Annotated in this window: 21 protein-coding genes; 16 read left to right on the forward strand and 5 right to left on the reverse strand. The window is 50.5% G+C overall.

The annotated features are described in order from the left end of the window. Positions 1-15 precede the first annotated feature (15 nt). Positions 16-546 (forward strand): DMT family transporter, encoded by a 531-nt coding sequence (locus tag EYB31_RS08390; RefSeq protein WP_131012835.1) that lies wholly within the window; start codon positions 16-18, stop codon positions 544-546. 199 nt (positions 547-745) lie between these two features. Here EYB31_RS08390 and EYB31_RS08395 read toward each other — a convergent pair whose 3' ends face one another. Continuing rightward, entirely contained in the window at positions 746-1,435 is a 690-nt protein-coding gene (locus EYB31_RS08395; protein ID WP_131012836.1) for a Crp/Fnr family transcriptional regulator, read from the reverse strand. 256 nt (positions 1,436-1,691) lie between these two features. Here EYB31_RS08395 and EYB31_RS08400 point away from each other — a divergent pair, with 256 nt between their 5' ends. The 3 genes from EYB31_RS08400 (at position 1,692) to EYB31_RS08410 (ending at position 4,248) form a co-directional block, all read left to right on the forward strand. Continuing rightward, positions 1,692-2,450 (forward strand): HAD-IIB family hydrolase, encoded by a 759-nt coding sequence (locus EYB31_RS08400; RefSeq protein WP_240762202.1) that lies wholly within the window; start codon positions 1,692-1,694, stop codon positions 2,448-2,450. Between the two features lie 225 nt (positions 2,451-2,675). Beyond that, a complete protein-coding gene (locus EYB31_RS08405; RefSeq protein ID WP_131012837.1) occupies positions 2,676-3,395 on the forward strand; it encodes a GNAT family N-acetyltransferase in 720 nt (239 codons plus the stop codon). Positions 3,396-3,471: 76 nt separating this feature from the next. After that, on the forward strand, positions 3,472-4,248 hold the full coding sequence (locus EYB31_RS08410) for a class I SAM-dependent methyltransferase (protein WP_131012838.1): 777 nt from the start codon (positions 3,472-3,474) through the stop codon (positions 4,246-4,248). A gap of 148 nt (positions 4,249-4,396) precedes the next feature. On the opposite strand, the gene xerS is transcribed toward EYB31_RS08410, so the two are convergent. Then, a complete protein-coding gene (gene xerS / locus EYB31_RS08415; protein WP_131012839.1) occupies positions 4,397-5,476 on the reverse strand; it encodes a tyrosine recombinase XerS in 1,080 nt (359 codons plus the stop codon). 305 nt (positions 5,477-5,781) lie between these two features. On the opposite strand from xerS, the gene EYB31_RS08420 reads away from it, so the two are divergent. The 11 genes from EYB31_RS08420 (at position 5,782) to EYB31_RS08470 (ending at position 19,521) form a co-directional block, all read left to right on the forward strand. Further along, positions 5,782-7,599, forward strand: coding sequence for a cache domain-containing sensor histidine kinase (locus EYB31_RS08420; protein WP_131012840.1), 1,818 nt, complete (start codon positions 5,782-5,784; stop codon positions 7,597-7,599). After that, positions 7,596-9,149 (forward strand): response regulator, encoded by a 1,554-nt coding sequence (locus EYB31_RS08425; RefSeq protein ID WP_131012841.1) that lies wholly within the window; start codon positions 7,596-7,598, stop codon positions 9,147-9,149. Before EYB31_RS08420 ends, EYB31_RS08425 begins: the two co-directional genes overlap by 4 nt. A 106-nt stretch (positions 9,150-9,255) precedes the next feature. Next, on the forward strand, positions 9,256-10,608 hold the full coding sequence (locus EYB31_RS08430) for an ABC transporter substrate-binding protein (RefSeq protein WP_131012842.1): 1,353 nt from the start codon (positions 9,256-9,258) through the stop codon (positions 10,606-10,608). An 88-nt stretch (positions 10,609-10,696) separates the two neighbouring features. Then, complete coding sequence (locus EYB31_RS08435) at positions 10,697-11,563, forward strand: carbohydrate ABC transporter permease (protein ID WP_131012843.1); 867 nt, start codon at positions 10,697-10,699, stop codon at positions 11,561-11,563. Between the two features lie 71 nt (positions 11,564-11,634). After that, positions 11,635-12,459, forward strand: coding sequence for a carbohydrate ABC transporter permease (locus EYB31_RS08440; protein ID WP_131012915.1), 825 nt, complete (start codon positions 11,635-11,637; stop codon positions 12,457-12,459). Positions 12,460-12,738: 279 nt separating this feature from the next. Next, a complete protein-coding gene (gene cysC, locus EYB31_RS08445; RefSeq protein WP_131012844.1) occupies positions 12,739-13,479 on the forward strand; it encodes an adenylyl-sulfate kinase in 741 nt (246 codons plus the stop codon). Next, a complete protein-coding gene (locus EYB31_RS08450) occupies positions 13,479-14,900 on the forward strand; it encodes a sulfatase family protein (RefSeq protein WP_131012845.1) in 1,422 nt (473 codons plus the stop codon). Before cysC ends, EYB31_RS08450 begins: the two co-directional genes overlap by 1 nt. A 387-nt stretch (positions 14,901-15,287) precedes the next feature. After that, positions 15,288-16,745, forward strand: coding sequence for a sulfatase family protein (locus EYB31_RS08455; RefSeq protein ID WP_131012846.1), 1,458 nt, complete (start codon positions 15,288-15,290; stop codon positions 16,743-16,745). Between the two features lie 40 nt (positions 16,746-16,785). Continuing rightward, positions 16,786-17,595 carry an ABC transporter permease gene (locus EYB31_RS08460; protein WP_131012847.1) on the forward strand — a complete coding sequence of 270 codons (810 nt, stop codon included), beginning with the start codon at positions 16,786-16,788 and terminating at the stop codon, positions 17,593-17,595. After that, positions 17,571-18,386: an ABC transporter ATP-binding protein gene (locus EYB31_RS08465; RefSeq protein WP_131012848.1), complete on the forward strand. Its 816-nt coding sequence runs from the start codon at positions 17,571-17,573 to the stop codon at positions 18,384-18,386. Before EYB31_RS08460 ends, EYB31_RS08465 begins: the two co-directional genes overlap by 25 nt. A gap of 19 nt (positions 18,387-18,405) precedes the next feature. Beyond that, a complete protein-coding gene (locus EYB31_RS08470) occupies positions 18,406-19,521 on the forward strand; it encodes an aliphatic sulfonate ABC transporter substrate-binding protein (protein WP_240762230.1) in 1,116 nt (371 codons plus the stop codon). A 167-nt stretch (positions 19,522-19,688) separates the two neighbouring features. Here EYB31_RS08470 and EYB31_RS08475 read toward each other — a convergent pair whose 3' ends face one another. Together EYB31_RS08475 and EYB31_RS08480 are read right to left on the reverse strand one after the other, a co-directional pair. Beyond that, entirely contained in the window at positions 19,689-20,387 is a 699-nt protein-coding gene (locus tag EYB31_RS08475; protein ID WP_131012850.1) for a response regulator transcription factor, read from the reverse strand. Further along, positions 20,384-21,931 (reverse strand): sensor histidine kinase, encoded by a 1,548-nt coding sequence (locus tag EYB31_RS08480; RefSeq protein ID WP_131012851.1) that lies wholly within the window; start codon positions 21,929-21,931, stop codon positions 20,384-20,386. The genes EYB31_RS08475 and EYB31_RS08480 overlap by 4 nt, the downstream gene beginning before the upstream one ends. A 105-nt stretch (positions 21,932-22,036) precedes the next feature. Here EYB31_RS08480 and EYB31_RS08485 point away from each other — a divergent pair, with 105 nt between their 5' ends. Continuing rightward, on the forward strand, positions 22,037-23,416 hold the full coding sequence (locus EYB31_RS08485) for a sedoheptulokinase (protein WP_131012852.1): 1,380 nt from the start codon (positions 22,037-22,039) through the stop codon (positions 23,414-23,416). Between the two features lie 180 nt (positions 23,417-23,596). Here the strand turns inward: EYB31_RS08485 and EYB31_RS08490 are convergent, their stop codons facing one another. Next, a complete protein-coding gene (locus EYB31_RS08490; protein ID WP_131012853.1) occupies positions 23,597-24,430 on the reverse strand; it encodes an AraC family transcriptional regulator in 834 nt (277 codons plus the stop codon). Positions 24,431-24,494 lie beyond the last annotated feature (64 nt).

A 24,494-nucleotide genomic window follows, 5' to 3' on the forward strand; every position in this document is an offset into this window, starting at 1 on the left:
GAGGTTTTATCCTTCATGGAAAAAATATTCATCCTGCTGTTTATTGTCGCCGGCATCGGACTGAGTTCTCAGGCTGCGATCAACGGCGGTTTGGGCAAAACGATCGGCGCGCTGGAAGCGACGTTTGTATCTTTTATGGTGGGTACGATCGTATTGTTTTTAATGATCTTGTTTTTTGGCAAAGGCAATGTGCTTCAAGTCTTTACCGTTCCCAAATGGCAGCTGGTCGGGGGGCTGATCGGCGCCGCTTATATCGCGATTCTTACGTTTGCCGTACCCAAAATCGGGGTCGGCGTATCAATCATTTCCGTCATCTGCGGGCAAATTTTGATGAGCATGCTGGTCGACCATTTCGGCTGGTTCAACACCGCCAAGTTTCCGATTACCGGTTCCAAAGTAGTCGGACTTGTCTTCCTGATCGTTGCATTAATTTTTCTCGCTCACGGCAATGCGGCTAAAGCTTCTGGGGCATCTTCTACGGCCCAAGAGCCCGAGGCCCATGTGTCGGATGGCGTTCAAAGCCAAACGATGACGCATAGGAACTGATCGCTATAGTAAATGAACGCAGCAAGACATATAGAAACAACGTTTCCCGCGCTGCGGTACAGCGGCACGGAAAACGTTGTTTTTTGCTGCAAGCACGTCACCATCAAATGTGCTGCTGCCAGTTTACGTGAAGTTGTCCGATGCCTGCAAACAAAATGCATCAAAGCGGAAATGCCTCTCAAAATCGGGGGCATAAGGGCTAGTCGTATCTTACACCATTCGAGATGCGATCCAGCTCGTCCCAGTCCAATATGTCGATTCCATTTTTATTTTTGGCTATGATTCCACGGCACTCCAGCTTGTGAACTAACCGGTTGATGTGACGTGAGCTAGTTCCGACGATGGCCGCGATCTCCGCCGTATGCGTTGTGTGAAGCTCCTTGCCGAAATCTTTGGGAAGACCGGTGGAAAGAAGATAAGACGCGAACCTTTCTTCCACCGATGACAACAAATTCACGCGGGATGCCGCTGTGCAGGTCTGAAGTTTATACGCCATATGCCGAAGCAGTTCATTAAGGAAAAGGGGATCCCCCATCAGATGCTGTCTAACTTCCCGAATCGGAACGAATATAAACGAGCAAGGCCTGATGGCCTCTACCCGGGACTGTACAGCCACATTTTGAATCAACTCGATGTCGCCGAAGATCGAAACGGGATGGCAGAACCGCAGCAGAAGGGATTTCCCTGTTTCTAGACTGGAAGACACTCGCGACTGTCCTTCAACTTGAATATAAATTCCGTCCAGCATCTCGCCTTCGGAGAGAATGGTCTCATTGGCATCGTATGTGCGGAAATGTAAGTTCAACGCTGCCACGCTGCTGAACATTTGATCCAAATGATGAGTGGCTATATGGTTTTGGATTCGTTCGGAATCATGATGCGTTTTCATAAAATCCTCCTCAACGGACATGTGGCCGCTGAAAAAGTGAACGCTGCATGAGCGAATCATACTTACGATCGCCAATTGTCCCCGAATTTCTTGAATTTACCTGCTTGTGGCAGGTGAAATTCAGGGACAAAAGCGAACGCTGGCGCTTCTCCAGCATGATTTCGCTCACTTAAGCTACTTTTTCAGTGGCCTCAACGGACATCGGTCCTTTTCATTATAATTCAATTTGCTATCATTAGAAAAACAAGGGGGAATCATGATGATACTGGTTTTTGATCTGGATGGAACGATCTGCTACAAAGGAAAGCCGTTAAGCCCTAACATGGTCGAATGCCTTGACCGCCTTGTTGGAGAAGGGCACGAGCTTATTTTTGCTTCGGCGAGGCCGATACGAGATTTGCTGCCTGTGCTGCCCGATCATCTTCGGTTTTGCTCCTTGGTCGGAGGAAATGGAGGATTTGTCCAGCGGGAGGGCCGTTTGCTTTCGGTTTCGTATCTGGAGAAAAGCATCGCCGATCGCATTTTGCAGCTCATTCGAAAATACGAAGCTGCGTTTTTGATCGATAGCGACTGGGATTATTGTTATACGGGAACCTCCGATCACCCTATACGCCAAAACCTGGACCCGGGTGGCGCAGCCCGAAACCTTGCGCTGGACGAGTTAGCCGCAATGGTCAAAATCGTCATTTTGCAAAGTTCGAATTTTGATCGCTTGTACTCGGAGCTCGCTGCGCTGCCTGTGGCCATCTATTTGCACGGGAACGAGAAGATTATAGATATCAGCCCAAAAGGAATCGATAAATGGACAGGATTGCAGAAGCTGGGCGTTCAGCAAAATCAATTCATTGCTTTCGGGAACGATGCTAACGACGTGCCTATGTTCGTACATGCCCACCGGTCCGTTTGCGTAGGGAATCATGCAGAACTTCAAAACGTGTCGACGGATAACGTCGCGTGCGACGAAGATGAGGTTATAAGGAAAATAGAGGAGATAGCGGCCATCTTAAAACTATAATAAGTATCCGGCGTGTTCCGAAAGCGGCTTTTTTCATGCCAAGGCCCCTGCAAGCAGTCGAGCTTGTTCCGCACGATATTTCTGTGCTTGATGAGGCGGCAGGAGCGGATTATTCCATTATGGTCAATCTTTCACTCCATTATTTTTGCAGATTCTTGGTACTATGAACGTATTAAGTGATGAAAAAATAAGCAGAAACGTCTGAATGGAATGAGGAGTGATACGATGAGCGCTCGAGATATCATCCCGTTATCCGGCAGTGAGCTGATGGAGCTCCATGCGGCAGCGTTGTTTACTCATGATCCGAATATGCGGCTTCGCGCGATTAATGAACCATGGCCGGGCGCGGCCCAAGCTCCCCGTTTTTTCTTAGGGCGGACGATGGAGGGGCCAACTGTACGCCGGTACCGGCACGATCTCTCCGATGAGCTAATTGAGCGGTTGGAAACGTTATGCGCGGAAGAATCCGAATTGTGCGATGTTCAGGCGAAACCGCAGCACTTCAAGGCCTATATGGATTTGCTCCATGCAGATCGTTTCACGATGGGGCCGTGTTATCGGGTTGCGGATCAAGCCCCGCATGCGGTTCGAACGGTCAGCCTTCGCGGGGACGATATAGCTGACGTTTTAAGCGGCGGGTTCGAATGGCTGGCATCGGAAATCGATTACGCGCAGCCCTGTATCGCACTTGTGCTCGACAATCGGGCCGTTTCGGTATGCCGGAGCGTTCGCATTACAGCGCAAGCGCACGAAGCGGGGCTGGAGACGTTGGAGCCGTTTCGCGGGAAGGGCTACGCCGCGGCGGTTGTCGCCGGTTGGGCTGCGGAAGTGAGGAAGATGGGAGCTGTCCCGTTATACAGCACCTCGTGGGAGAATACGGCGTCGCAGCGTGTGGCGGAAAAGTCCAACCTGATCTTCTACGGAGTTAACTTTACGGTCATCTAAGAGCAAGTGGGGACATAAATACCGATTAAGAGCAAGCGGCAACATAAATACCGATAGTTGAAAGGAACAAGAAGTGATGAATATTTTGGAGCATAACGGATCGGCGTGGAATCATCAGGTCGAATCCGGCAACGAATGGACCAAACCCGTGACGGCGGACACCGTCGAGAGGGCCCGACGAGGGGAGTGGGAGATTATTTTGACGCCGACACGTCCCGTACCTTCCGGCTGGTTCCCGGATTTAAAAGACTCAAACGTGTTATGTTTGGCGTCGGGAGGCGGCCAGCAAGGACCGGTATTGGCTGCCGCCGGCGCCAAGGTGACCGTGTTCGATTACTCCGACAAGCAGCTCGCCCAAGACCGGTATGCAGCCGAAAGAGACGGGCTGCAGTTGACGACCGTTCAAGGGAATATGGCGGACTTGAGTTGTTTTGCGGACGCTTCGTTCGATTTTATCGTTCATCCGGTCTCCAATGTGTTTGCCGAAAACATCCTGCCCGTATGGAAAGAAGCGGCCAGAGTGCTGAAAACAGGCGGAACATTAATTGCCGGATTTATGAATCCGCTGGTATACATATTTGATGTGGAAGCGGAGGAACAAGGCCAATTCGTAGTGAAACATTCGATTCCATATGCCGATATTACAGATTTGTCCCAAGAACGTCTGGAACGGCAAATCAGGGAACATACGCCGCTTGAATTCGGGCATAGTCTTGAGGATCAGATTCAAGGACAAATCGAAGCAGGGCTTGTCATAACCGGATTTTACGAAGACCATTTTGGCGGCAAAAGCTCGCTTGACCCTTATATTAACACGTTTATTGCAACCAAATCGGTTAAGATGAAGGCGTAACCACTAGACGCGGGCGCGCCGGCAAATAGAGGGATTCACACTTAAGAGGACTGCCGCCATGCTGCGCAGTCCTCTATTTAACCTCATTTATATTTAATGTGGTAAAGTAATCGCGAAGTGTCATAATAACAACCGAATCGGAAAAGATCTACTCCTTCTGGCGGTCAATTGCTTCAGCCATCGTCTTATCGGTTAAGTGCGCGTATATTTGCGTTGTCTCCGGCGAAGAGTGGCCAAGCTGCTCCTGCGTTTTATATAAATCGTTTCTCATGTAATAGTCGGTGGCAAACGAATGGCGCAGCTTATGTACGGACAGGTAAGGTTTGCCGAAGCGCTTGGCATATTTGACGACCATCTCTTGTATGGCGCGTTTGGTCATCCGTTCGCCTTCTTTTTTTCCGTTGGCGACCGCGAGAAACAGCGCTTTTTCCCGCTTGGACGGACTGTACCGGCTTTGCCGCAGCTCCAAATAAGGAACCAGCAGCTCAATCGCTTCCTGACGGAAATAGACGGGTGTTTTGAACGTATCGTCGTTTTTCCCTTTGCGGTACACGTACGCCAGCTTTTTTTTCAAATCGAGATCGTCGATATTCATATTGACGACTTCGGATACACGCAGCCCGGAATTAAGAATCAGGCTGACGATGCACGTATCGCGCACCTTGTTCAGCTCATAAAAATAAAGCGCTTGTTTGTTATTGGCGATTTCCTGCTGGTACCCGTTGTTCACGTATTCGATAAACTCCCACAGCTCCGCCTCCTGCAGCAGCTTTCCTTCCAGCTTGGCCGCGGTATCCTTTGGTTTGTTCGTCCGCTTGATCTCCAGCTTGGCCATCACATTGCGTTTCAGCAATGGATAAAAATGCTCGTCTTCGGCAATTTGGCTCAAATAATGAAATAATGAGCGGAGCGAGGAGAGCTTGCGGGAGATGGTCGTCCGGCTGTTGGTATTTTCTTTGCGCGTAGCCAGAAACATTCTGAAATTGTCCACGCTTTCCATATGCAGCTTCTCCAGCTCCTCAATCGATACGTCCTTCAGCGATGAGGCGCTGCTGAGCCCTTCGGCCATCAGCCAGGAAAAAAAGGTCTCATAATCGCGAACATATTCCAGCAGGGAAGAAGGCGACAAGTCGGGCAGCTTATAGTTAATGAATTTTTCCACGAACCAAGGCATGGACGGCAGCTTTTTGTCCAGCTCGTGGCGGTCTTTGATTTTGATCACATTCATCGAATAACACCTCGGAACATAAAGTTGTCGAAAGAGTTAACATAATAAATATTATGTATCCTTGATAGCGGTATAAATATAATTGTGCAAGGCTGTACCTTTCAGTATAGTTGACGTTCCAGGCACACACAATGTTTTTGGCGGTACGATATAGAGATAACATGGCCACTTCCGTGTATGACACTGACACTTAAGTTTGGTATTATGGAAATAGCAGGGAACAATACGAGTATCTGGACATCGGCAGCATTGGATTACTTGGACTTGAGCAACGATATCCATCTAGCTGACGGAGGGAATGTTCCATGAGACGATGGAATGACCGAATGTTAAAAACAAAGATGTTTATTTCATTTTCTATTGTCTCTTTATTTATTGTCGGAGTCACTTGTCTTATATTTTATTTCACAAATACTAGCGATATTAAAAACCAGACGTTTTCTTTGTCCAAAATCATCGCCAAACAATTCTCCGAAATGATTGATTTGTATATGCAAAATGTCGAAGAATTATCGCTCGCCATTTCCATAGATCCCGCCATTCAAAGCAATCTATTCGATTTCTCCAAAGCAACAAGTTCCATTGAAAAAGAAACGATCGGTTATAAGCTGAATCCGGTGCTGTTTAATTTCTCCTACCCTAAATCGTATGTGACGAGCATCTCCATCTATACCTCGGACGGTCAAGGATTCCATTATACCAAACCGGCCAACACGAACCCTGACGCTTCGTTTACAGCAAAAGAAGTGCATTCGTTTGCCGGAATGCTGGGCAGCAAATCGTTTATATTAATTCCTGCCAAAGAGAAGCAAACGCTTGCGGGCCAACCCGGCAAAACGGTTTCCTTCATCCGCAGAATTAATAAAATCCCGACCCAAAACATCATTGGATTCGTCAACATTAACGTCAATGTCAACGCGTTTAAGATGGTGCTGACCAATACGAAAGCAAATGAAATTGAAAACAAGATGTATGTTTTGATTGTTAATGACGAAGGACGAGTCGTTTTCGAGAACGGGGCCGGATCCATAGGAAATTCGTCTTCAGGCTTTGACACATCGGTGCTCAAGGGGAATGTACAAGAAGGTGAATTGATGTGGAATGCCGCTCCGCATTTGTACACGTATGAAAAGTCGGAGTATACCGGGTGGAGCACCGTCATTCTTATTCCCAAAGACGTGGTGCTGGCCAAACAGAAGCGGATTCAAAATATCGTAGTGATTGTCGGTTTCATCACGATGATGTTAGTTGCCGCTGTTTCCTACATTTTGTCCCACCAAATTACGCTGCCGCTAAACAAGCTGATGCGGAAAATGTCCCTCGTCGAGCAGGGCGACTTCAACCAAAGAATGGAATATGCCGGGAGAAACGAAATCGGCAGGCTGAGCCGAATGTACAATCATATGCTCGATAGTATAACACGCCTGATCCGAGAAGCGTACGAGTCGAAGCTGGCGGAGAAAAACGCCCAATTATCGGCGCTGCACGCGCAAATCAATCCGCATTTTCTGTACAACACCTTAAACATTATGAAATCAATCAGCCGGTTGAGGGGAGTCGAAGAAGTAGCGGAAATTTCCGAATCGCTCGCCGGGTTATTCCAATACAGCATGAAAAATCTCCATCAGCCTGTAGCGCTGGGGGAAGAGATCGCTCATATCAATAATTATTTTAATATTCAGCAGCACCGGTTTGGCAACCGGTTGGAGCTTTCATACGATATTCCGGACGATCTGCTGCACGCTTCGCTCCTCAAGCTGACCATCCAGCCGCTTATTGAAAATGCGGTAAATCACGGGTTGCGCCGAAAAAGAGCAGGCGGCAAGGTGAAGGTTCATGTTTCGCATGAGAACGGGATATTATGCGTGAGGGTAACCGATAACGGGGAAGGTATCGCTCCGTCCAAGCTGGACAAGCTGTACCGCGCGCTGGAAGCGACCGGGCTGCAGCATAGTCAGGATATTGCCGGGGTCGGATTGTTGAATATCCATCAGCGCATTCAGATGTTTTACGGGAAACCATACGGTCTGGAGCTGCGGAGTAAGCAGGGGGAAGGAACGGAAGTTGCGTTAACGATCCCGTATCATATAGTTCAACCGGTGAAGGAGGAGAGGGCATTATGAATATTTTTGTTGTAGAGGATGAGCGTTGGGCTTTGGCCGAGCTTGCCGAGCTGATGAAAAGCTACGAGCCGGACCACCGGATTTACGTATTTGAAACCGGCGACGATGCCTTAAGCGCGGCCGGTAACATTCATCCTCACCTGGTGATCACCGATATCAATATGCCGGGAATTGACGGCTTGGAGCTGATTGAGCATTTGCACCGGATGGATCCGGCTATCAAAAGCATGATTTTGAGCGTCCATGATCAATTTGAGTATGCGCGCCAAGGAATGAAATTCGGAGTGTTCGATTATTTGCTGAAGCCGGTAAAAAAGGATGCCTTATATAAAGCGGTGGATCAAGCGATCGGGCATATTACAAGCGACAGCAAACGTTCGGAGGAATGGTTAAACGGCTCCATAGCCCAGATGCTCCTGACTGCCGATACGCCGGACTATGACGTGCTGCGTTCCGTGAACCGTGCAGCCTATTTCATCATCCTGCTTCATCTCGATACGGAATCCTCCGCCGTCAAAGGCTGGAAAGATACATGGATTCACGCTCGCGATTTAAAGAAACGATTTGCCGCCGCTTATTGCGCCGAAGAGGAAGTCGTATGCGTCGACCTCGATAGCCGGACAAGAGTACTTCTCATACCGGTCGTTGATGCGGCCCGCACAGACTCGGTCAAACAAAATGCAGCGTCGCTATTTCAACAATTACAATTGCTGCCCGTACCGGCTCATGTGGGCTATGAGGTCAAACCAGAAACGGCGACGCTTTATGCGCGATTCAGCGAATTAAAGCAGCGGATGGACGAGCATATATCGTTTGGGATGCCGACATTCCTTGAGCCGGGCGTAAATCGTCCCGATGCCGATCTAAGCGGTCTGTGGGATAAGGTGCGGTTGATGGAAGCGCAGTATAAAAAAGGCGACATGTTAAAGGCGCAAGCTGTGCTTCGGCAATTGCTGGCCGAACTGGAGCGCAAGCAAATATCGAGACGCCAGCTGAAGTTGTTCATCCACGATATGTTGTATTCGCTGAAATACAGTCTGTATGCTGCCAAAAACGGCATGGTCATCCTAAACGATTTGCAGGAAGACACCGCAATGTTAAACGGGACAGCGGGATATGAACAATTGCTCGAATGGCTGCATGATAAAATCGTCCATCTTTATTGCGGAGCCGAACCAAAGGATTTAAACCCGAAGGGACTGATTCCGGTTCTGCTTCAACTGATACACAGCAATTACCGGGAAAATATTTCATTGCAGCAGTTTGCCGCCGACCACCATGTCAGCCTTGGTTATTTGTCGAGGATGTTCAAAAGCCAAACCGGAACGACCTTTTCGGAATATGTGACAGGTTATCGGATCCGTAAAGCCAAGGAACTGTTGTCGGGTGGGGTCGAACGTCTGCAAGAGGTCAGCCTGCTAGTCGGTTACGAGGACTCCAAACATTTCAGCATGTTGTTTAAAAAAATAGTGGGAGAGTCGCCCATTGCTTATGCAAGACGAAACGCCGCAAAGCAAACGCTTACAAATAGGAAAAATCACCCCCTCTAACAAGTACAATTCACAACTGTTCAATGATTTGTGCCGCAAATACAATAAAATTACAAGCAATTGATGATGCAAAACATCCGACCCAAACAATTAGGAGGAACTTTTCATGAGACGAGCCAGCTTGATTTCTGCAATTTCTTATGCGGCAGTAGTAACCACCGTACTCGCGGGCTGCAGCACTTCCCAGCCTGCCGCCGGTCCCGCCCCCGCCAACCTGGCGCAGACGCCGGCAGCGCCGGCTCCGGCCAAGCAGGCCGATCCGGTAACCCTGACACTGCTGATCGGCTCTACCGGTACTGCGTATCCGGCCACACAAGCGATGGCGGCCGAATTCGAGAAAAAGTCGGGCATCAAAATTAAATTCGACATTAAACCGGACGGCACCGAAGGGGATAATCTGGTGAAAACACGTCTGGCTACGGGGGAGATGGCGGATGTTCTGTTTTATAATTCCGGGTCTCTGCTTCAGGCGCTGAACCCGGAAGAAAACTTTGTTGATTTGTCCAAAGAACCGTTTGTTGCCAACCTGCTTGATTCCTTTAAACAAACCGTTTCTGCGGGCGGCAAAGTGTTTGGCGTGCCGGGCGGATCATCCAATGTCGGCGGCATTCTTTACAACAAGAAGGTATACGAGGAGCTTGGCTTGAAAGTACCGAAAACATGGGCCGAGTTTATCGCGAACTCCGACAAAATCAAGGCGGCGGGAAAAACCGCTGTCATCGGTTCCTACAAAACAACCTGGACGTCCCAATTGTTCGTGCTGGCGAACCAATATAACGTACAAGCCCAGGTCCCTAATTTCGTTCAGGAATATACGGCCAATAAAGCGAAATATGCCACAACGCCGGCTGCGCTCCGCGGCTTTGAAATGACAAGCGAAGCATTTCAGAAAGGGTATTTAAACAAAGATTTTCTCGCTACTACTTATGACGGCGGCTTAAAAATGCTCGCGGAAGGAACCGGCGTGCAATATCCGATGCTGACGCATGCGGTTGACGCGCTGGCGCAAAATTTCCCCGATAAGGTTAAAGATATCGGCGTATTCCCGGTTCCCAGCGACGATGCCAACATTAACGGTTTTACGGTCTGGATGCCAAGCGCTTATTACATCAACAAAAAAAGCAAAAACGTTGACGCCGCCAAAAAATTTGCTGAATTTGCGGTATCCCCTGAAGGGTTGAAGGCCTACATGTCCAAAAGTAAAGCAAACGGGCCTTACGTTGTCAAAGGGGTTAATGTTCCCGATGATGCTTATCCTGCGGTGAAAGAAATGCAGCCTTATTTTGACAGCGGCAAGACGTCTCCTGCGCTGGAGTTCGTGTCGCCGGTCAAAGGGCCTAACCTGGAGAGCATTTTGATCGAAGTTGGTACCGGCCAGAAGAAGGCCGCAGATGCTGCCGCCGATTACGACAAGGACGTGAAGAAGCAAGCCCAACAGCTTAACCTGCCGGGCTGGTAAGATGAGCTTTCCCTAAGCTGTATGTTTTGCCGGCCCTGCAGCACGTTGCAGGGCCGGTTTCATCAACAAGGAGAAGGAGAGATAACGGATGAGATTGGCACAGACCAAAATGTACAGCTACTACTTTTTGCTCCCTGCGGGCATCATTTATTTCGTTTTTTATTTGCTGCCGACCGTCATGTCGTTATTTTTCAGTTTGACGCGGTGGACATTAACGAAATGGCAGTTTATCGGTTTGGACAACTATGTGATGTTTTTTGAGGAATCGGCATTAAAAATCGGTTTTTCAAATACGCTGGTCTACGCGCTTGTTACATGCGCCCTGAAGGTCGTTCTTGCGCTTCTGCTCGCTACGCTGCTGACATCGCAAATCTGGTTTAAGGATTATTTTCGTTCTATGGTGTTTTTTCCGACACTGCTAAGTACGATTGCGGTAGGGATCGCGTTCAGCACGATGATGCATCCGACCCAAGGGGTGATCAACACCGGCTTGGCCGCCATCGGCATATCCGGTCCCGATTGGCTTGGCAATACCAAAATCGCCTTGCTGTCCGTTGCGCTCGTCGATGTGTGGAAGGGCGTCGGCATCGCAACCGTCATATATATTGCCGGCATTTTATCGATTCCTCAGCATTATTACGAAGCGTTGAAAATAGATGGCGGCAACGCTTTCCGGGGCTTTTGGCACATTACGCTCCCGCTTAGCCGACCGGCGATGAACTCGGTCATTATATTGGCTTTTATCGGCGGCTTGCGCAGCTTTGATCTGATTTGGGCGATGACCAAGGGGGGACCCGGCTTTTCGACAGACTTGATCGCTTCCATCATCTACAAGCAATATCAGGCCGGCTTTTACGGACTGGCGACGGCAGGCAACGTTATTTTGTTTATCGCGATTTCCGTATTGGCGTTCCCGCTGTACATGTTCTTGAATCGAAAAGAGGTGGACCTGTGAGTAAAACGGCGCAAAATGACGTTTCCCTGATCCGAACTGCCGAGCAAAAACGGGCCGCCGCCACCGGCAAAATGGCGCAAAAAGTAGTTGTCAGCTTTATATTGCTTGTGCTGTCGACGATTATTTTTTGGGTTCCTTTTTATTTTGTTATCGTCAATTCGTTGAAGACGCCCGCTGCTGCGGCCGAGATGAATATGGCTTGGCCGGCGACGCTGCATATCGCGGAAAATTACAAGGCCGTGCTGCTGGCTGCCGACGGCATGCTGATCCGGGCCTTTTACAACAGTACGCTGCTGACCATTTTGTCGGTTGTGGGACTGGTATTTGTCAGCTCGCTTGCCGGATTTGTGCTGCAGCGCAGGGAGCGGGGCAGGGCGGCATCCATGTTGAACTTCCTGGTGCTTGCGGGACTGATGATCCCGCCGGCGGTTGTGCCGACGATCTGGGTGCTGAATTCGGTAGGTTTGTTTAAAACATTGGCCGGATTAACCATGGTCGAAATAGCGCTGCATTTTCCGTTTTGCGCCATATTGTATAAGGCGTTTACCGCAACGATCCCGAAGGATATCGATGAGAGCGCATTTATGGACGGCTGCAGCGGGTTTAAACTGTTTACCTATATCATTTTCCCGCTGTTGAAGCCGGTTTCTTCCACAATTATCATCATTCAATCGGTCAGCGTGTTTAATGATTTCGTCAATCCGCTGTATTTTTTGCCCGGTTCGGACAATGCGACAGTTCAGCTGACGTTATATAACTTTATGAGCCAATATATCTCATCCTGGAATTTGTTGTTTGCCGATGTCGTGTTGATCTCGATTCCGCCGTTAATTTTGTTTCTTTTCTTTAACAAAAGGATTGTTGCCGGGATGACAGCCGGATCAGTCAAAGGGTAACGCGGCGTCTAGGGCCTGATAATGTTTTTCGAAAAAGACCGCATTGGCTACACGGATGGCGGTATAGACAATGAGGACGTGAGCGCTGCGCACTAATATAAAGGAAAAAACAAATGTTGGAACCCGGGTAGGACAGAGGCCACTGAAAAAGTAGCGTAGTGAGCGAAATCATGCTGGAGAAGCGCCAGCGTTCGCTTTTGTCCCCGAATTTCACCTGCCAAAAGCAGGTACCATTCAAGAAATTCGGGGACAATTGGCGATCGTAAGCATGATTCGTTCATGCAGCGTTCACTTTTTCAGTGGCCTCGTAGGACATGGGATCAGCAAGGAGGAAAGTACATGGAAAGCTCCTGCGGTAGTGTACTTTGGTTTACCGGTCTCTCGGGCTCGGGTAAAACAACAACGGCGCAGCATCTTTACAAGTTACTGAAAGCGGAAGGAAGGTCTGTCGAGCTGCTGGATGGTGACGAACTGCGCACGGCAATTTGCCGGGGGCTCGGATTCAGTCGCGAGGACCGGCTGGAAAATATACGCCGCATCGCCTACGTCGCAAACCTGCTGTCCAAACACGGCGTTACCGTTCTCGTTTCGGCGATTACGCCATACCGTGAAATGCGGGAGTATTTGCGCAAGCACGTTGCCGGGTATGTGGAAATTTACGTCAAATGTCCGCTGTCCGTTTGTGAGGCCAGAGATGTCAAAGGGCTGTACGCTAAAGCCCGGCGTCAGGAAATTAGGATGTTTACAGGAATTTCCGATAGCTATGAGGAGCCCGAACAAGCGGATATCGTCATTGATACTGTACATCAAACCGTTCAAGACAATGTTTTGCATATTACGGAAAAGATTAATGACATTAATCACCTTGCTTTTAGCGGTGGGAAACTGGGATTGGCGCGGGAACAAGCTGCTGTCGGCAAGGCCGATAAGATCGGTAAGACCGACAAAGCCGATAAGGGCACGCGAGGGGCGACCGGTTCAGCAGCCGGGGTTGGCCGTTTGCCTGGGGGAGATCGCTGATGAAAATCATCATGATCTCGCTTGATACGTTAAGAGCAGACCGGCTTGGGTGTTACGGTTACGGCAAACCGACGTCGCCGCACATCGACAGGATCGCTTCCGAAGGGGTTCTTATGGAGCGTGCTTATGCCTCGGATATTCCGACGGAAGTTGCCCATTCGGCTATTTTTTCCGGCAATATCGGGCTCACGACCGGACTGGTTTCGCACGGCTCGGAACTCACTCACCTGCCTAAATCGTTTGATTGGCTGCCGACCAAGCTAAAAGCCGCCGGGTTTGTTACCGGCGCTGTCGACAATTTGTACAATCTGAAGGAATGGTTCGCCCGGGGGTACAGGCATTATATCAACAGCTCCGGAAAGAAGCGGTGGATTGACGGGCGGACGGTGAACGATCTGGCTATTCCGTGGATCCGCGGCCATAAGGATGAAGATTTCTTTTTGTTTTTGCATTATTGGGATGCCCATACCCCGTATTTGCCTCCGGAGCCCTATACGGATTTGTTTTACGGAGAAGGCCGGGATCCGTTTGGGCCCAGCAATCCAAGCATGAACCGGGCGTATTCGCATCCGGCATATCCTTTTTTCAAACATCACCATTACAACTTGCTCGGACCGGTAACGGATGCGGAATATGTGAATGCGCTGTATGATGCGGAAATTCGCTATTTGGACGATTTGCTCCGCGAGTTGGACGAAGTGTTGGAGCATGAAGGCATCCGTGAGGAAACGCTGCTGATTTTGTTCGGCGATCATGGGGAAAGCCTTACCGAACATGATATTTTCTGGGATCACTGCGGTCTTTACGAGCAAACCGTGCATGTCCCGGTTATTATGCGATGGCCCGGGCGTATCCCCGAAGCTAGACGGGTTCCAGGTTTCGTGCAGCATGCGGATCTGATGCCTACCGTCTTGGAGGCGATTGCGGAGGAAACCCCGATCGGCATCGACCTCACATCGTTAACGTTGTCCGGCAAGCTGGACGGACGCAGCTTATGGCCGGCAATTCGCGGTGACAGCGCGGGAACGATGGACGAAGTGTATTTAAGCGAATGTGCTTGGCAGGCAGCGAGAGCAATTCGGACGGAGCAATACAAGCTGATCCGCTACTACGATGCCGGGCCATTCCGGCGTCCTTCGGCAGAGCTTTATGATTTGCGGCAGGATCCGGAGGAAACCGTCAATTTGGCGGACCGGCTGCCGGAGTTGGCTGCAGAGCTGGAAGAGCGGATAAACACTTTTGTAGGGCAAAAGCTGAAGGGACGTCCGGATCCGATGATGGTGCAGATTCAACAAGCGCAGCTGCCGTTTCGCCGGAGAATCGAAATGATTCTGGGCGCTGTCGGTTTATCTTGGGAGTCATGGATGGCTGATCCGCAGCGTGAGCGGTATGACGTTTTGGAGGGCGCCCGAAGGAAATGAATAAACTAAATGATGGAGCCGTACCGCTATTTAAGTGGTGCGGTGATTTTTTTTATCCGGGGAGGAAATAACCAAGGGATGTGAAAGTCTGCTAAAGTTTCGCGCTTTATTTAATGTAGTTAAATAAAAAAAGTTAACATAACAAAAATTATGTATTCTCGAAGTGAATACAAGTATAATGGTACAGGACTGCATTTTTCAGATTAGCTGACAACACGGGTACAAGTCATGTTTTTGACCGTCATGCACTTTACAATGTAAAAAAAGGTTGATAAAATTTCAAACTTATCAGCATCGATTCGTTGCAGTACAATGAACCATGCTGGCGGAAAGCGCTATCAGCAGAGACATTTCATACATCGTCATACAGGGGGGTTAAACGTACATATGAGAATGATTTATATCGATATCGATTCACTCCGTCCGGACCATATGGGCTGTTACGGCTATCAGCGGAACACGACGCCACATATCGATTCGATTGCTGCCGAAGGGGCCAGGTTTAACGATTGCTACTGTGCTTCATCACCTTGCGTACCTTCGCGTGCGAGCTTTATGTCGGGCAGATTTGGCGTGAATCACGGCGCGCTGACGCATTGGGGGCCTGGCTGCGATTTCGATTATCCGGAAGGAGACGGCCACTCCGAAGAAATTCCGTTCCTGACGAGATATTTGCGTAAAGCCGGAATGAAGACGGTTACTTTTTCATCTTTTGGCGACAGGCATCATGCCTGGTGGTATTTCGCCGGTTGGAACGAAGTGCACAGCCACTCGCTGAAGGAAGGCAACGAAGATGCCGACGAAGTAAACGCAGCGGTCATCCCTTGGCTGAAGGCGCACGGGAAAGAGGACAACTACTTCTTGCACATCCAGTATTGGGACCCGCATACGTTGTATACTTATCCGAAAGAATATGCGGATCAATGGAACGGCACGCCTGTGAAAGCGTTCCCGGATGAACAAACGATTGCTGAGCACCAGCACGACAGCTTCCCGCGTTCGGCGACATTCCTGCATTGGGCCGACCGTTTCCCGGAGACGATGCCGGGGCAAATCGGCAATCGCGAAGACTTCGCTCATCTGCTAAACGGGTACGACGGCGGGATCAGCTACATGGACCGGCATATCGGCCAACTGCTCGATACGCTCACCGAGCTTGGCATCCGCGACGAAGTGTGTTTTATTATTAGCGCAGACCACGCGGAATCTCTGGGTGAGCATGGCGTCTACATGGAACACGGCAATGCTTCCGAGTCTGTACATCATATCCCGTTGATTGTCAAAATTCCTGGAGTGACGCAGCCGGGTCAAGTGGTTGACGGTTTCGTCTACAATGTCGATGTGATCGCATCCATTGCCGATTTGGCCGGATTGCCGGTGCCGTCCGGCTGGGATGGAGCGTCGTTCGCGCCTGCTTTGCGGGGCGAGCATTGGCAGGGCAGGGATTATCTCGTGATGGACCACGCCTTGTATGTGTGCCAGCGTGCCGTTCGTGACCGCAAATGGTCGTTTATCCGCACTTACCATGAAGGACTGTACGATTTTCCCCAGGTCGCTTTATATGACATGGAGAGCGATCCGTATCAAACGACCAACGTCGCGGAACAGTATCCGGATGTCGTTCGGGAGATGGACCACCGCCTGATGGAATGGATGCAGACGCACATCTACAGCGCAGGGAGCAAAATCGATCCATTGCAAAAAGTGGTCGAAACCGGGCCGTGGAAATACATGACGGTAGGCGAGTGGATGCGCCGGCTGCAGCGGGACGGCTGGGAGGACGCTGCACAAGATTTGGCCGGAAAATACGGCGCAGAAAGCTTGAAATCCGCTTACGGCGCGTAATGGTACTGCCGAACTGAAAATCGAAGAGGAAGGTACGCTCATGAATACACAAACTTCAGTTCAACTAAGAAAAAAGCAAGTGCCGATATGGAATCGGATTTCCCCCAATATTATGGTGTTTGTCTCGCTTGTGCTTGGTCTTATCGTATGGACGCTGCTGGCGGCGATTCCTACGGTGGGCGCCATTATATCCAGTCCGCTGACGATTATTAAAACATTCGGCACGGAACTGGCGAGCGGCCGACTCTGGAGCAACATCTGGGCCAGCGTGCTGCGGGTATTGGGAGGTTTCTCGCTTGGCTTGCTCCTGGCGATTCCGGTTGCTTTCCTGATGGGCTGGTATCGCACTTTGCGCGGATTAATCGAGCCGTGGATCCAGTTTTTCCGGACCATTCCGCCGATCGCACTGATCCCATTGGTCATCGTTGCGCAAGGCGTCGGGGAAGGAGCTAAAATTTCCGTCATCTTTGTTGCGACCTTCCTGGTTATGGTCATCTCGATCTATCAAGGCGTGCGTAATGTGGACGTGACACTCGTGAAAGCGGCACGTGTACTTGGCGCAACGGACCGCGACATTTTTCTGGAAGTCGTTGTGCCGGCATCGTTTCCGTATATTTTGGTAGGCGTACGCCTTGGTCTGGCCAGCGCCTGGACGACACTTGTCGCCGCCGAGCTGACCGGCGCTTCCAAAGGGCTGGGCAACATGATTATGGAGGCGGGTCTGTACTTCCGGATGGATCTGATCATCTTGGGCATCATTGTGATCGGTTTGATCGGTTATGCGATGGACAAAGGGGTACTTTACTTGGAGAGGAAGCTGACAGGATGGCAAGAGCTGCGGAAATCGTAAATGCCGTAACAAGCGGCCGGCCCAAGATCGAAATTGCCGGTTTGGCCAAATCGTATCAAGGCCGCCAAGGAGACGTCATTGCGCTGCAAAACGTTAATCTGACGATTCAGCCCAATGAATTCGTCTGCGTTGTCGGTCCAAGCGGCTGCGGCAAAACAACGCTGCTGAACATTATCGCGGGCCTGGAGGACGCCTCTTCGGGTTCGGTCAAGGTGGACGGCCGCGAAGTGATCGGGCCGGGTAAAGAAAGAGGCGTCGTGTTCCAGCAATATGCGCTTTTTCCTTGGAAAACGGTGCTGAAAAACGTCGAATTCGGCTTGAAGTTGAAAGGGATGAGCAAACGCGAGCGCCGGGAAAAAGCCGAGATGTATATCGAGCTTGTCGGCCTGAAGGACTTCGTCCATGCCTACCCGAAAGAGCTGTCGGGCGGCATGAAGCAGCGGGTGGCGATTGCCAGAGCGTATGCGGCCCAACCGGAGGTGCTGCTGATGGATGAACCGTTTGGCGCGCTTGATGCCCAGACCCGGGCGCAGCTTCAGGAGGAACTGCTGCATACGTGGGATACGGAGAAGAAGACATGCTTTTTCATTACGCACGATGTGGAGGAAGCCGTCATCCTCGCGCAAAAGGTCATCATCATGAGCGCCAGACCCGGCAGAATCAAGGAAATCATCGATGTCGACATTCCGTATCCGCGCAACCAAGAAACCAAGCTCAGCGAGCGTTTCACGCAAATCAGAAACGAAATCTGGGCTAAGGTATACAAAGAATACTTGGAAGTAAAAAAATGAAAAGGGGATGTATTTGAACATGTTATCTTTTATCGGCAAATCCAAACGCAAGTTAACTACCGGGGCGCTGCTGCTTTCCACCTTGCTTATGCTCAGCGCTTGCGGCACAAACGGCTCCGGCGCTTCAGCGGGAGGCTCGGCACCGGCACCTGACGCGGGTAAAAGCCAAGCTGCCGCACCGGCCGCCTCCGCTCCTGCGCAAGCACCCGCTTCTGCGCCTAAAGACGTTGCGCCGATTAATGTGGCGTATATGCCGGATATGCACGGTGCGACTCCAATTGTGCTTGGCGAAGAAAAGGGATATTTTAAAGAAGCGGGTTTGAAAGTTAATGCCGTTAAGTTCCTTAGCGGTCCGCCGGAATTCCAAGCGATGGCATCGGGTGATATCGATATCGCATATATCGGACCTGGCGCTACCTTCCTCTCCGCGCAAGGCAAAGGCAACATCATCGCGATCGACAGCTTGAATACCGGCGATATGGTGTATGCAACGAAAAAATCGAACATCAAAGATTGGAAAGATTTGAAAGGGAAAACCGTCGGCGTACCGAAAGGCACTTCCGGTGAAATGATCCTCAACCTGGGTATCGAAAAGGGCGGTCTCAAGCCGTCCGACGTCAACATCGTCAACATGGACGTAGCGGGAGCGGTATCCGCTTATGTATCCGGTAAAGTGGACGCAGTGGCGATCTGGTCGCCGTACACGGCGGAGATCGAAAAGCAGGTCGGCAAAGACAACATCGTGAAGCTTGGCGACAACAAAACATTTTTCCCGGAATATGTATTCCCGCAAAGCTGGGTTGTCAATCCGAAGTTCCTGAAGGAAAAACCTGAAGTGGTCGAAAGATTCCTGCAAGCCTGGGCCAAAGCCAACGATTACCGGATGAAAAACATCGACGAATCGATCAAGCTGACCGCCAAATTTACGCAAGTGCCGGAAGACTCGCTGAAAGCGCAAGTGGAAACAACCGAGTGGATCGATTCGAAAAAACAAATCGACTACTTCAAAGACGGTACAGTGTTCAAATGGTATGAGAATTTGGAAAAATTGTTTGTGGCCGGTGAAAAACTGACTGAAGTTGTTCCGGCTGATAAATTCGTCAGCAAAGATCTATACCTAAAAGTCATTAAATAACAGACGTAACGCCGCTTGATAAAAGCCGATCTTTCCTACACCTTAGGATGATCGGCTTTTTGTTGTTTTTGCATCATGTTTTGTTCATGAATGGAAAATATGATTGATCCATGGAGGCAGCGGCGCAAGCGTTTCATGTGGAAATGTGCATGAGGCGCTTGCGCCGTTTATTTGTGGCGCAGCGGGTTTTTGCGGAACAGGTGGGTAACATTGAGCTCCTGGAGCAGGTGAATGACTTCTTTGGTGCGGTTTTTGTTGAATTTTTTCAGGATGCCGTTGATTTGCGATTTGATCGTGGACATTTCCACTTTGCGTGTTTTGGCGATATCGGTGAGCTTCTGATCCTGCAGGAGCAGTTCGATCACTTCCATCTCGGTGGGCGTCAGTTGGGCAAGAATCGTCATGGCCTCGAACATTTTTGCTTCGCTGCGTTTGATTCGCGTAAACTCATTGCGGATTTTGTAGGCGATTTCCGGACGGATTGGGGAATTGCCCGCTCTCGCCGCACGAATGCTGTTCATGATTTCACGCGGTTTTGCGGTTTTTAATACATAATCGACGGCTCCGGCTTCAAACGCGTTAAACACGGTTTCATCGTCTTCATGTACGGTAAGAAAAACGATTCGGATGTCAGGCCACTGCTCCATAATCCGTTTGGCCGCAAAGATGCCGTCGTGTTTGACGTCCATCTCGATATCCATCAGCATGACATGGGGCTTGTAGGTTTCGGCCAGCTCGAACGCTTCACTGCCGCTGGCGGCGATACCGACCAGCGACAAACCTTCCTCATTGCGTACCAGCTCGGCAAAATGCTCCCTTAATACATCCAAATCCTCGGCGATTACAACTCGAATCGGTTCTGTCATGCAATCTCATCCTTTTTCTGTGCGGTATCGGGTTTGCTGCGCTCGTAATGGTAGACCGGAAGGAACAGCTGAAACACCGTTCCGGCGCCAGGCGTGCTTTCCACATGGATATGCCCGAAGTGGCCCCCTACAATTTGCTTGACATAGGACAATCCGACGCCCCAATTTTTATTCGTGTTTTTGTTCGTATAAAACGGATCGAAAATGAGACTTAATTGCTCCGGTGTCATGCCGATTCCGTTGTCTTCAATTTTCACGATAACCCACTGATTTTCCGAATAAGCGCTGAGCTTGACAACACCTTCCTGCTGCTTGTGGATCGCCTCAAACGCATTGATAATGGTGTTGGACAACGCTTCCGCCATATGTGTCTCGTCAACCAACAACATCAGCTCCGGAGATATGGGAGAATGGACCAATGACACATGGTCGGGAATCTGAATGTTCTCGATCGTTTTCTCCACAAGCTCATGTAATGGGACCGGTTTCATTTGCAAATAAGTCGTTTTAAACGATTTGTACAGCTGATCCAGCCGGTGCAGCGTTTCGTTGACGATAGACGACATCTTATCGATATGAACAGCCATTTCATCGGGCGATAGCGGAGCCTCGTTGCGGCGGGACGATTCCAGCGTCGATTGCGTCCGTCCAAGCAGCAGTTGGACCATCAGCAGCTGGTTTTTGATCGCATGAGTGAACACCTTGGTCCCCATGTCGGCTGTCTTCAGCTTGCGTTCCAGGTGCATGTCCAGCATGCCCAGCCGGTTCTCCACCTCCGTGTACTTCCATATAAACACGATGCTGACAATCGACAGCATGCCGGTAAATCCGATCCCGATATACCATTCGGGAATCGTCAGCGGCGGGTTAAAATTGGAGAAGTCGGAGTACAACACGTAATACGTGCGGACATCGGATACTTGCATCGGCCCCATAAACCCAAGGTAAAAATAAAACAGCACAAGCGCAAACACGCCAAGCAGCACATATTTGATCTGGTGTTTGAACCACGGAATCGTAATGCGGCGGTACCGCCATACCATCATCGATACGGCGACGACGGCCGAAACGACAAGCCAGCCCCGCGTGATCCAACTGACGGCGTATGAGCTGTTGCGGTCAATCACGCTTAACAGCCATCTGTACACCAGCGGATCGTAAAAAATGATGTTTAACAGCGGCAGCAGCGCATTAAGCAAATAAGTTTTCCACATCTGGCGAAACGGTCTGTAGTAAAATAAAGCTAAGGACAAGCCGATTAGGCTGAATATAAACAGCGACCGTCCGATCGTGATCATCCGGCTGATTCCTTCAATGGTAATGGAGGAGTGAAGCAGCAAGTTGCGGATATAATCGTTAAAAAACAACACGACGTTCACTTTGTAATAAAATCCGCCAAATTTGGCGATAAACAAGACGAGGCCGGACATGCTGAGAAACCAGCCGAGCAGCATCAACCCCATCCAATATGCGGAAGGATGCCTTGCTTTCGTAATAAACAGCGTAATGGACGCGGCCATTAAAATCAGCAATAAAATAGTCATGGAGTCACCTTGTCATCTGTCTTCAATATTCATATCATATCACTTGGATAAGTTGTAGAAAACACATTTTGCTTGTGATTCTGGCTTTAACATGGGGGAGAAGCTGTGGCACTTATTGGAATCGACATCGGAACAACTTCGATTTGCGGATTGCTGATCGATAGTGTAACCGGCGGGTTGTACAAAGCGCTGAGCCGGCCCAATACAGCAGCGCTGCCATCTGCGCAGCCGTGGGAATGGCTTCAGGATCCGGAGCGGATTTGGCAGACGGTTAAATATATAGTTGATGAGCTGGCGGGTACACGAACGGACATTCGGGCAATCGGCGTAACCGGACAAATGCACGGCATCGTGTATGTCGACGATGCAGGACAAGCGGTATCGCCGTTGTACACTTGGCAGGATCAGAGAGGCGAGCTTCCCGCGGGTAATGGCCAAACGTATGCCAGCAAGCTCTCAAGTATGACAGGTTACCGGCTTGCTACCGGTTATGGAGCCGTGACGCATTATTATTTGGCCGTTAACGGGCAAATCCCCGAATCAGCAGCAGCGCTGTGCACCATCGGCGATTTTGTAGCCATGAAGCTGGCCGGTCTGAACCGGCCTGTTACCGACGCGACCCATGCGGCCGGGCTTGGGTTGTTCCGGCTCGACCGGCTGCAATTCGATGAACCTGCCGCGGCGTTGGCCGGATTGCCTGGCACGATGCTGCCGCAAGTCGTCGCCAGCGGAACGGTCATCGGGGCCACTGCGAGTGGTATCCCGGTTGTATGCGCGCTGGGAGATAATCAGGCCAGCTTCCTTGGCACGGTCCGGCATGTGGAGCAAACCGCTTTGGCGAACATCGGCACGGGTTCTCAGCTGTCCGCTTATTCCGCGGTTTTGCCGGAGCTGCCGCAGCAGCTGGAAGCGCGTCCTTTTCCGGGAGGCGGGTATCTGCTGGTCGGTGCAGGATTAAGCGGCGGCAAATCTTACGAGCTGCTCGAACAGTTTTTTCGTGAAGTATGCAGGTTGTTTACCGGCGTGGAACCCGGCAGTTTGTATGAGCGGATGAACGAGCTGAGCGCTCAAGCTTGGGAAGCCATGAATCCGGCACATGGCGGGCTTCAGGTGAACACGCAGTTTTACGGTACCCGGCACCATGCTGAACAGCTGGGTTCCATCGAGCGGATTTCACCCGCCAATTTTAAGCCGCAGCATCTGATAAAGGGATTTATGCAAGGGATGATCGCGGAGCTTCTCGCTTTTAAGGCGGCGTTTCCGCACGGACTACAAGCCTCGTGGAAGGAATTGCGCGGTTCAGGCAACGGCATTCGCCGTAACCCGGCGCTGCAGCGCATGTTGTCCGAATCCTTCGGACTGCCGCTTGCGATAAGCGAACACGACGAAGAAGCTGCTTATGGGGCCGCGCTTTGCGCAGGAGCGGGATGTGGTGTGTTTGGCGATTTTCTGCATATCGGCTTTGTTCACAAAAAGGAGCGGTAGGCGCAGGAGGGAGGTTCTGCAGCTGTAAAGCGGCTCCTTGGCGTGCTTGGCTTGGCAGCACCCGTCGTGTAAATCGATATGATCGATCGGCCCCGGCGCTTCAGAGGCTTATGGGAGTGCCGCATAAAACGAGAGGCTGTAACGGCTGCCGCTTTGCGCTGCACGATGGGGTCATGCCGCTCAGGACGACTTTCTGTATTCGGTCGGCGAAACACCGTTAAGCTTCTTGAACATTTTGGAGAACAGCAGCGGGTCTTTATAGCCGACGGAGCCGGCGATTTCGCCGATCGAAAGCGACGGATTGCCCATCAGCTCGCATGCTTTGTTCATGCGAAACTGGATTAGATAGTCTTGCGGCGACAGCCCCGTAGCTTGCTTGAACAGCTTGGACAAATATTTGCGCTCCAGTCCGATCCAATCGGCCATCTCGGCAATGGTGACTGTTTGGGAGTAGTTGATGTGAACAAATTCGATCGCTTTTTTGACGTAGGTTTCCTGCGGATTGTCCATTTTGGCAGGCGCATGACCGGCCTCGGCTTGTTCGATCAGCAAGGATAACAAGGCGTACAAATGGCTGAGCAGACGGGTGCCGCTGCTTACTTTTAATTGGCACGCTTCGTAAATGTGCCGGAAGATCAGCTCAAACGCTTCAGGCTGCCGGCATTGGACCACGGGTTCAAAAGGCGACAGACGGGCAAGGCGTAAATAGGTCCCGGCATTAATCCCGTCGAAGGCAACCCAGGAATACGTCCACGGATCCTGTTCGTCGGCGCGATAATAAGCAACGACGTCTGGACTTAGCAGGAATGCGCCGCCCGGGCCAAGCTCGTAGGTTCGTTCGCCCACGCGGTAGATGCCTCGGCCGCTGTGAATGTACAAAAATTTGTAATGATCTTTAAGCGCCGGTCCCCATGAATGCCCGGGCGCGCATTGCTCCGACCCGCAGTAGAAAAGCTTTAATTCTATAGACGGGATAAACCCGTCCGACGTATAGCGGTAATCATAATGCGACATGGACAACCTCCTTGCGAACGGTATGATGATAAACGAGAGACATAATGCCATATTTATCATACAT

The sequence above is a fragment of the Paenibacillus thalictri genome, from assembly GCF_004307995.1.
GTDB lineage: Bacteria > Bacillota > Bacilli > Paenibacillales > NBRC-103111 > Paenibacillus_AF > Paenibacillus_AF thalictri.

Bases quoted from the DNA above. Each gene is read 5' to 3' on its own strand.
- EYB31_RS08490 (WP_131012853.1), bottom strand. From the start codon at position 24,430: ATGTCGCATTATGATTACCGCTATACGTCGGACGGGTTTATCCCGTCT.
- EYB31_RS08465 (WP_131012848.1), top strand. From the start codon at position 17,571: ATGGCAAGAGCTGCGGAAATCGTAAATGCCGTAACAAGCGGCCGGCCC.
- EYB31_RS08430 (WP_131012842.1), top strand. From the start codon at position 9,256: ATGAGACGAGCCAGCTTGATTTCTGCAATTTCTTATGCGGCAGTAGTA.
- EYB31_RS08435 (WP_131012843.1), top strand. From the start codon at position 10,697: ATGAGATTGGCACAGACCAAAATGTACAGCTACTACTTTTTGCTCCCT.
- EYB31_RS08420 (WP_131012840.1), top strand. From the start codon at position 5,782: ATGAGACGATGGAATGACCGAATGTTAAAAACAAAGATGTTTATTTCA.
- EYB31_RS08460 (WP_131012847.1), top strand. From the start codon at position 16,786: ATGAATACACAAACTTCAGTTCAACTAAGAAAAAAGCAAGTGCCGATA.
- cysC (WP_131012844.1), top strand. From the start codon at position 12,739: ATGCAGCGTTCACTTTTTCAGTGGCCTCGTAGGACATGGGATCAGCAA.
- EYB31_RS08400 (WP_240762202.1), top strand. From the start codon at position 1,692: ATGATGATACTGGTTTTTGATCTGGATGGAACGATCTGCTACAAAGGA.
- EYB31_RS08455 (WP_131012846.1), top strand. From the start codon at position 15,288: ATGAGAATGATTTATATCGATATCGATTCACTCCGTCCGGACCATATG.
- EYB31_RS08470 (WP_240762230.1), top strand. From the start codon at position 18,406: ATGTTATCTTTTATCGGCAAATCCAAACGCAAGTTAACTACCGGGGCG.
- EYB31_RS08480 (WP_131012851.1), bottom strand. From the start codon at position 21,931: ATGACTATTTTATTGCTGATTTTAATGGCCGCGTCCATTACGCTGTTT.
- EYB31_RS08425 (WP_131012841.1), top strand. From the start codon at position 7,596: ATGAATATTTTTGTTGTAGAGGATGAGCGTTGGGCTTTGGCCGAGCTT.
- EYB31_RS08450 (WP_131012845.1), top strand. From the start codon at position 13,479: ATGAAAATCATCATGATCTCGCTTGATACGTTAAGAGCAGACCGGCTT.
- EYB31_RS08390 (WP_131012835.1), top strand. From the start codon at position 16: ATGGAAAAAATATTCATCCTGCTGTTTATTGTCGCCGGCATCGGACTG.
- EYB31_RS08395 (WP_131012836.1), bottom strand. From the start codon at position 1,435: ATGAAAACGCATCATGATTCCGAACGAATCCAAAACCATATAGCCACT.
- EYB31_RS08410 (WP_131012838.1), top strand. From the start codon at position 3,472: ATGAATATTTTGGAGCATAACGGATCGGCGTGGAATCATCAGGTCGAA.
- EYB31_RS08405 (WP_131012837.1), top strand. From the start codon at position 2,676: ATGAGCGCTCGAGATATCATCCCGTTATCCGGCAGTGAGCTGATGGAG.
- xerS (WP_131012839.1), bottom strand. From the start codon at position 5,476: ATGAATGTGATCAAAATCAAAGACCGCCACGAGCTGGACAAAAAGCTG.
- EYB31_RS08440 (WP_131012915.1), top strand. From the start codon at position 11,635: ATGGCGCAAAAAGTAGTTGTCAGCTTTATATTGCTTGTGCTGTCGACG.
- EYB31_RS08475 (WP_131012850.1), bottom strand. From the start codon at position 20,387: ATGACAGAACCGATTCGAGTTGTAATCGCCGAGGATTTGGATGTATTA.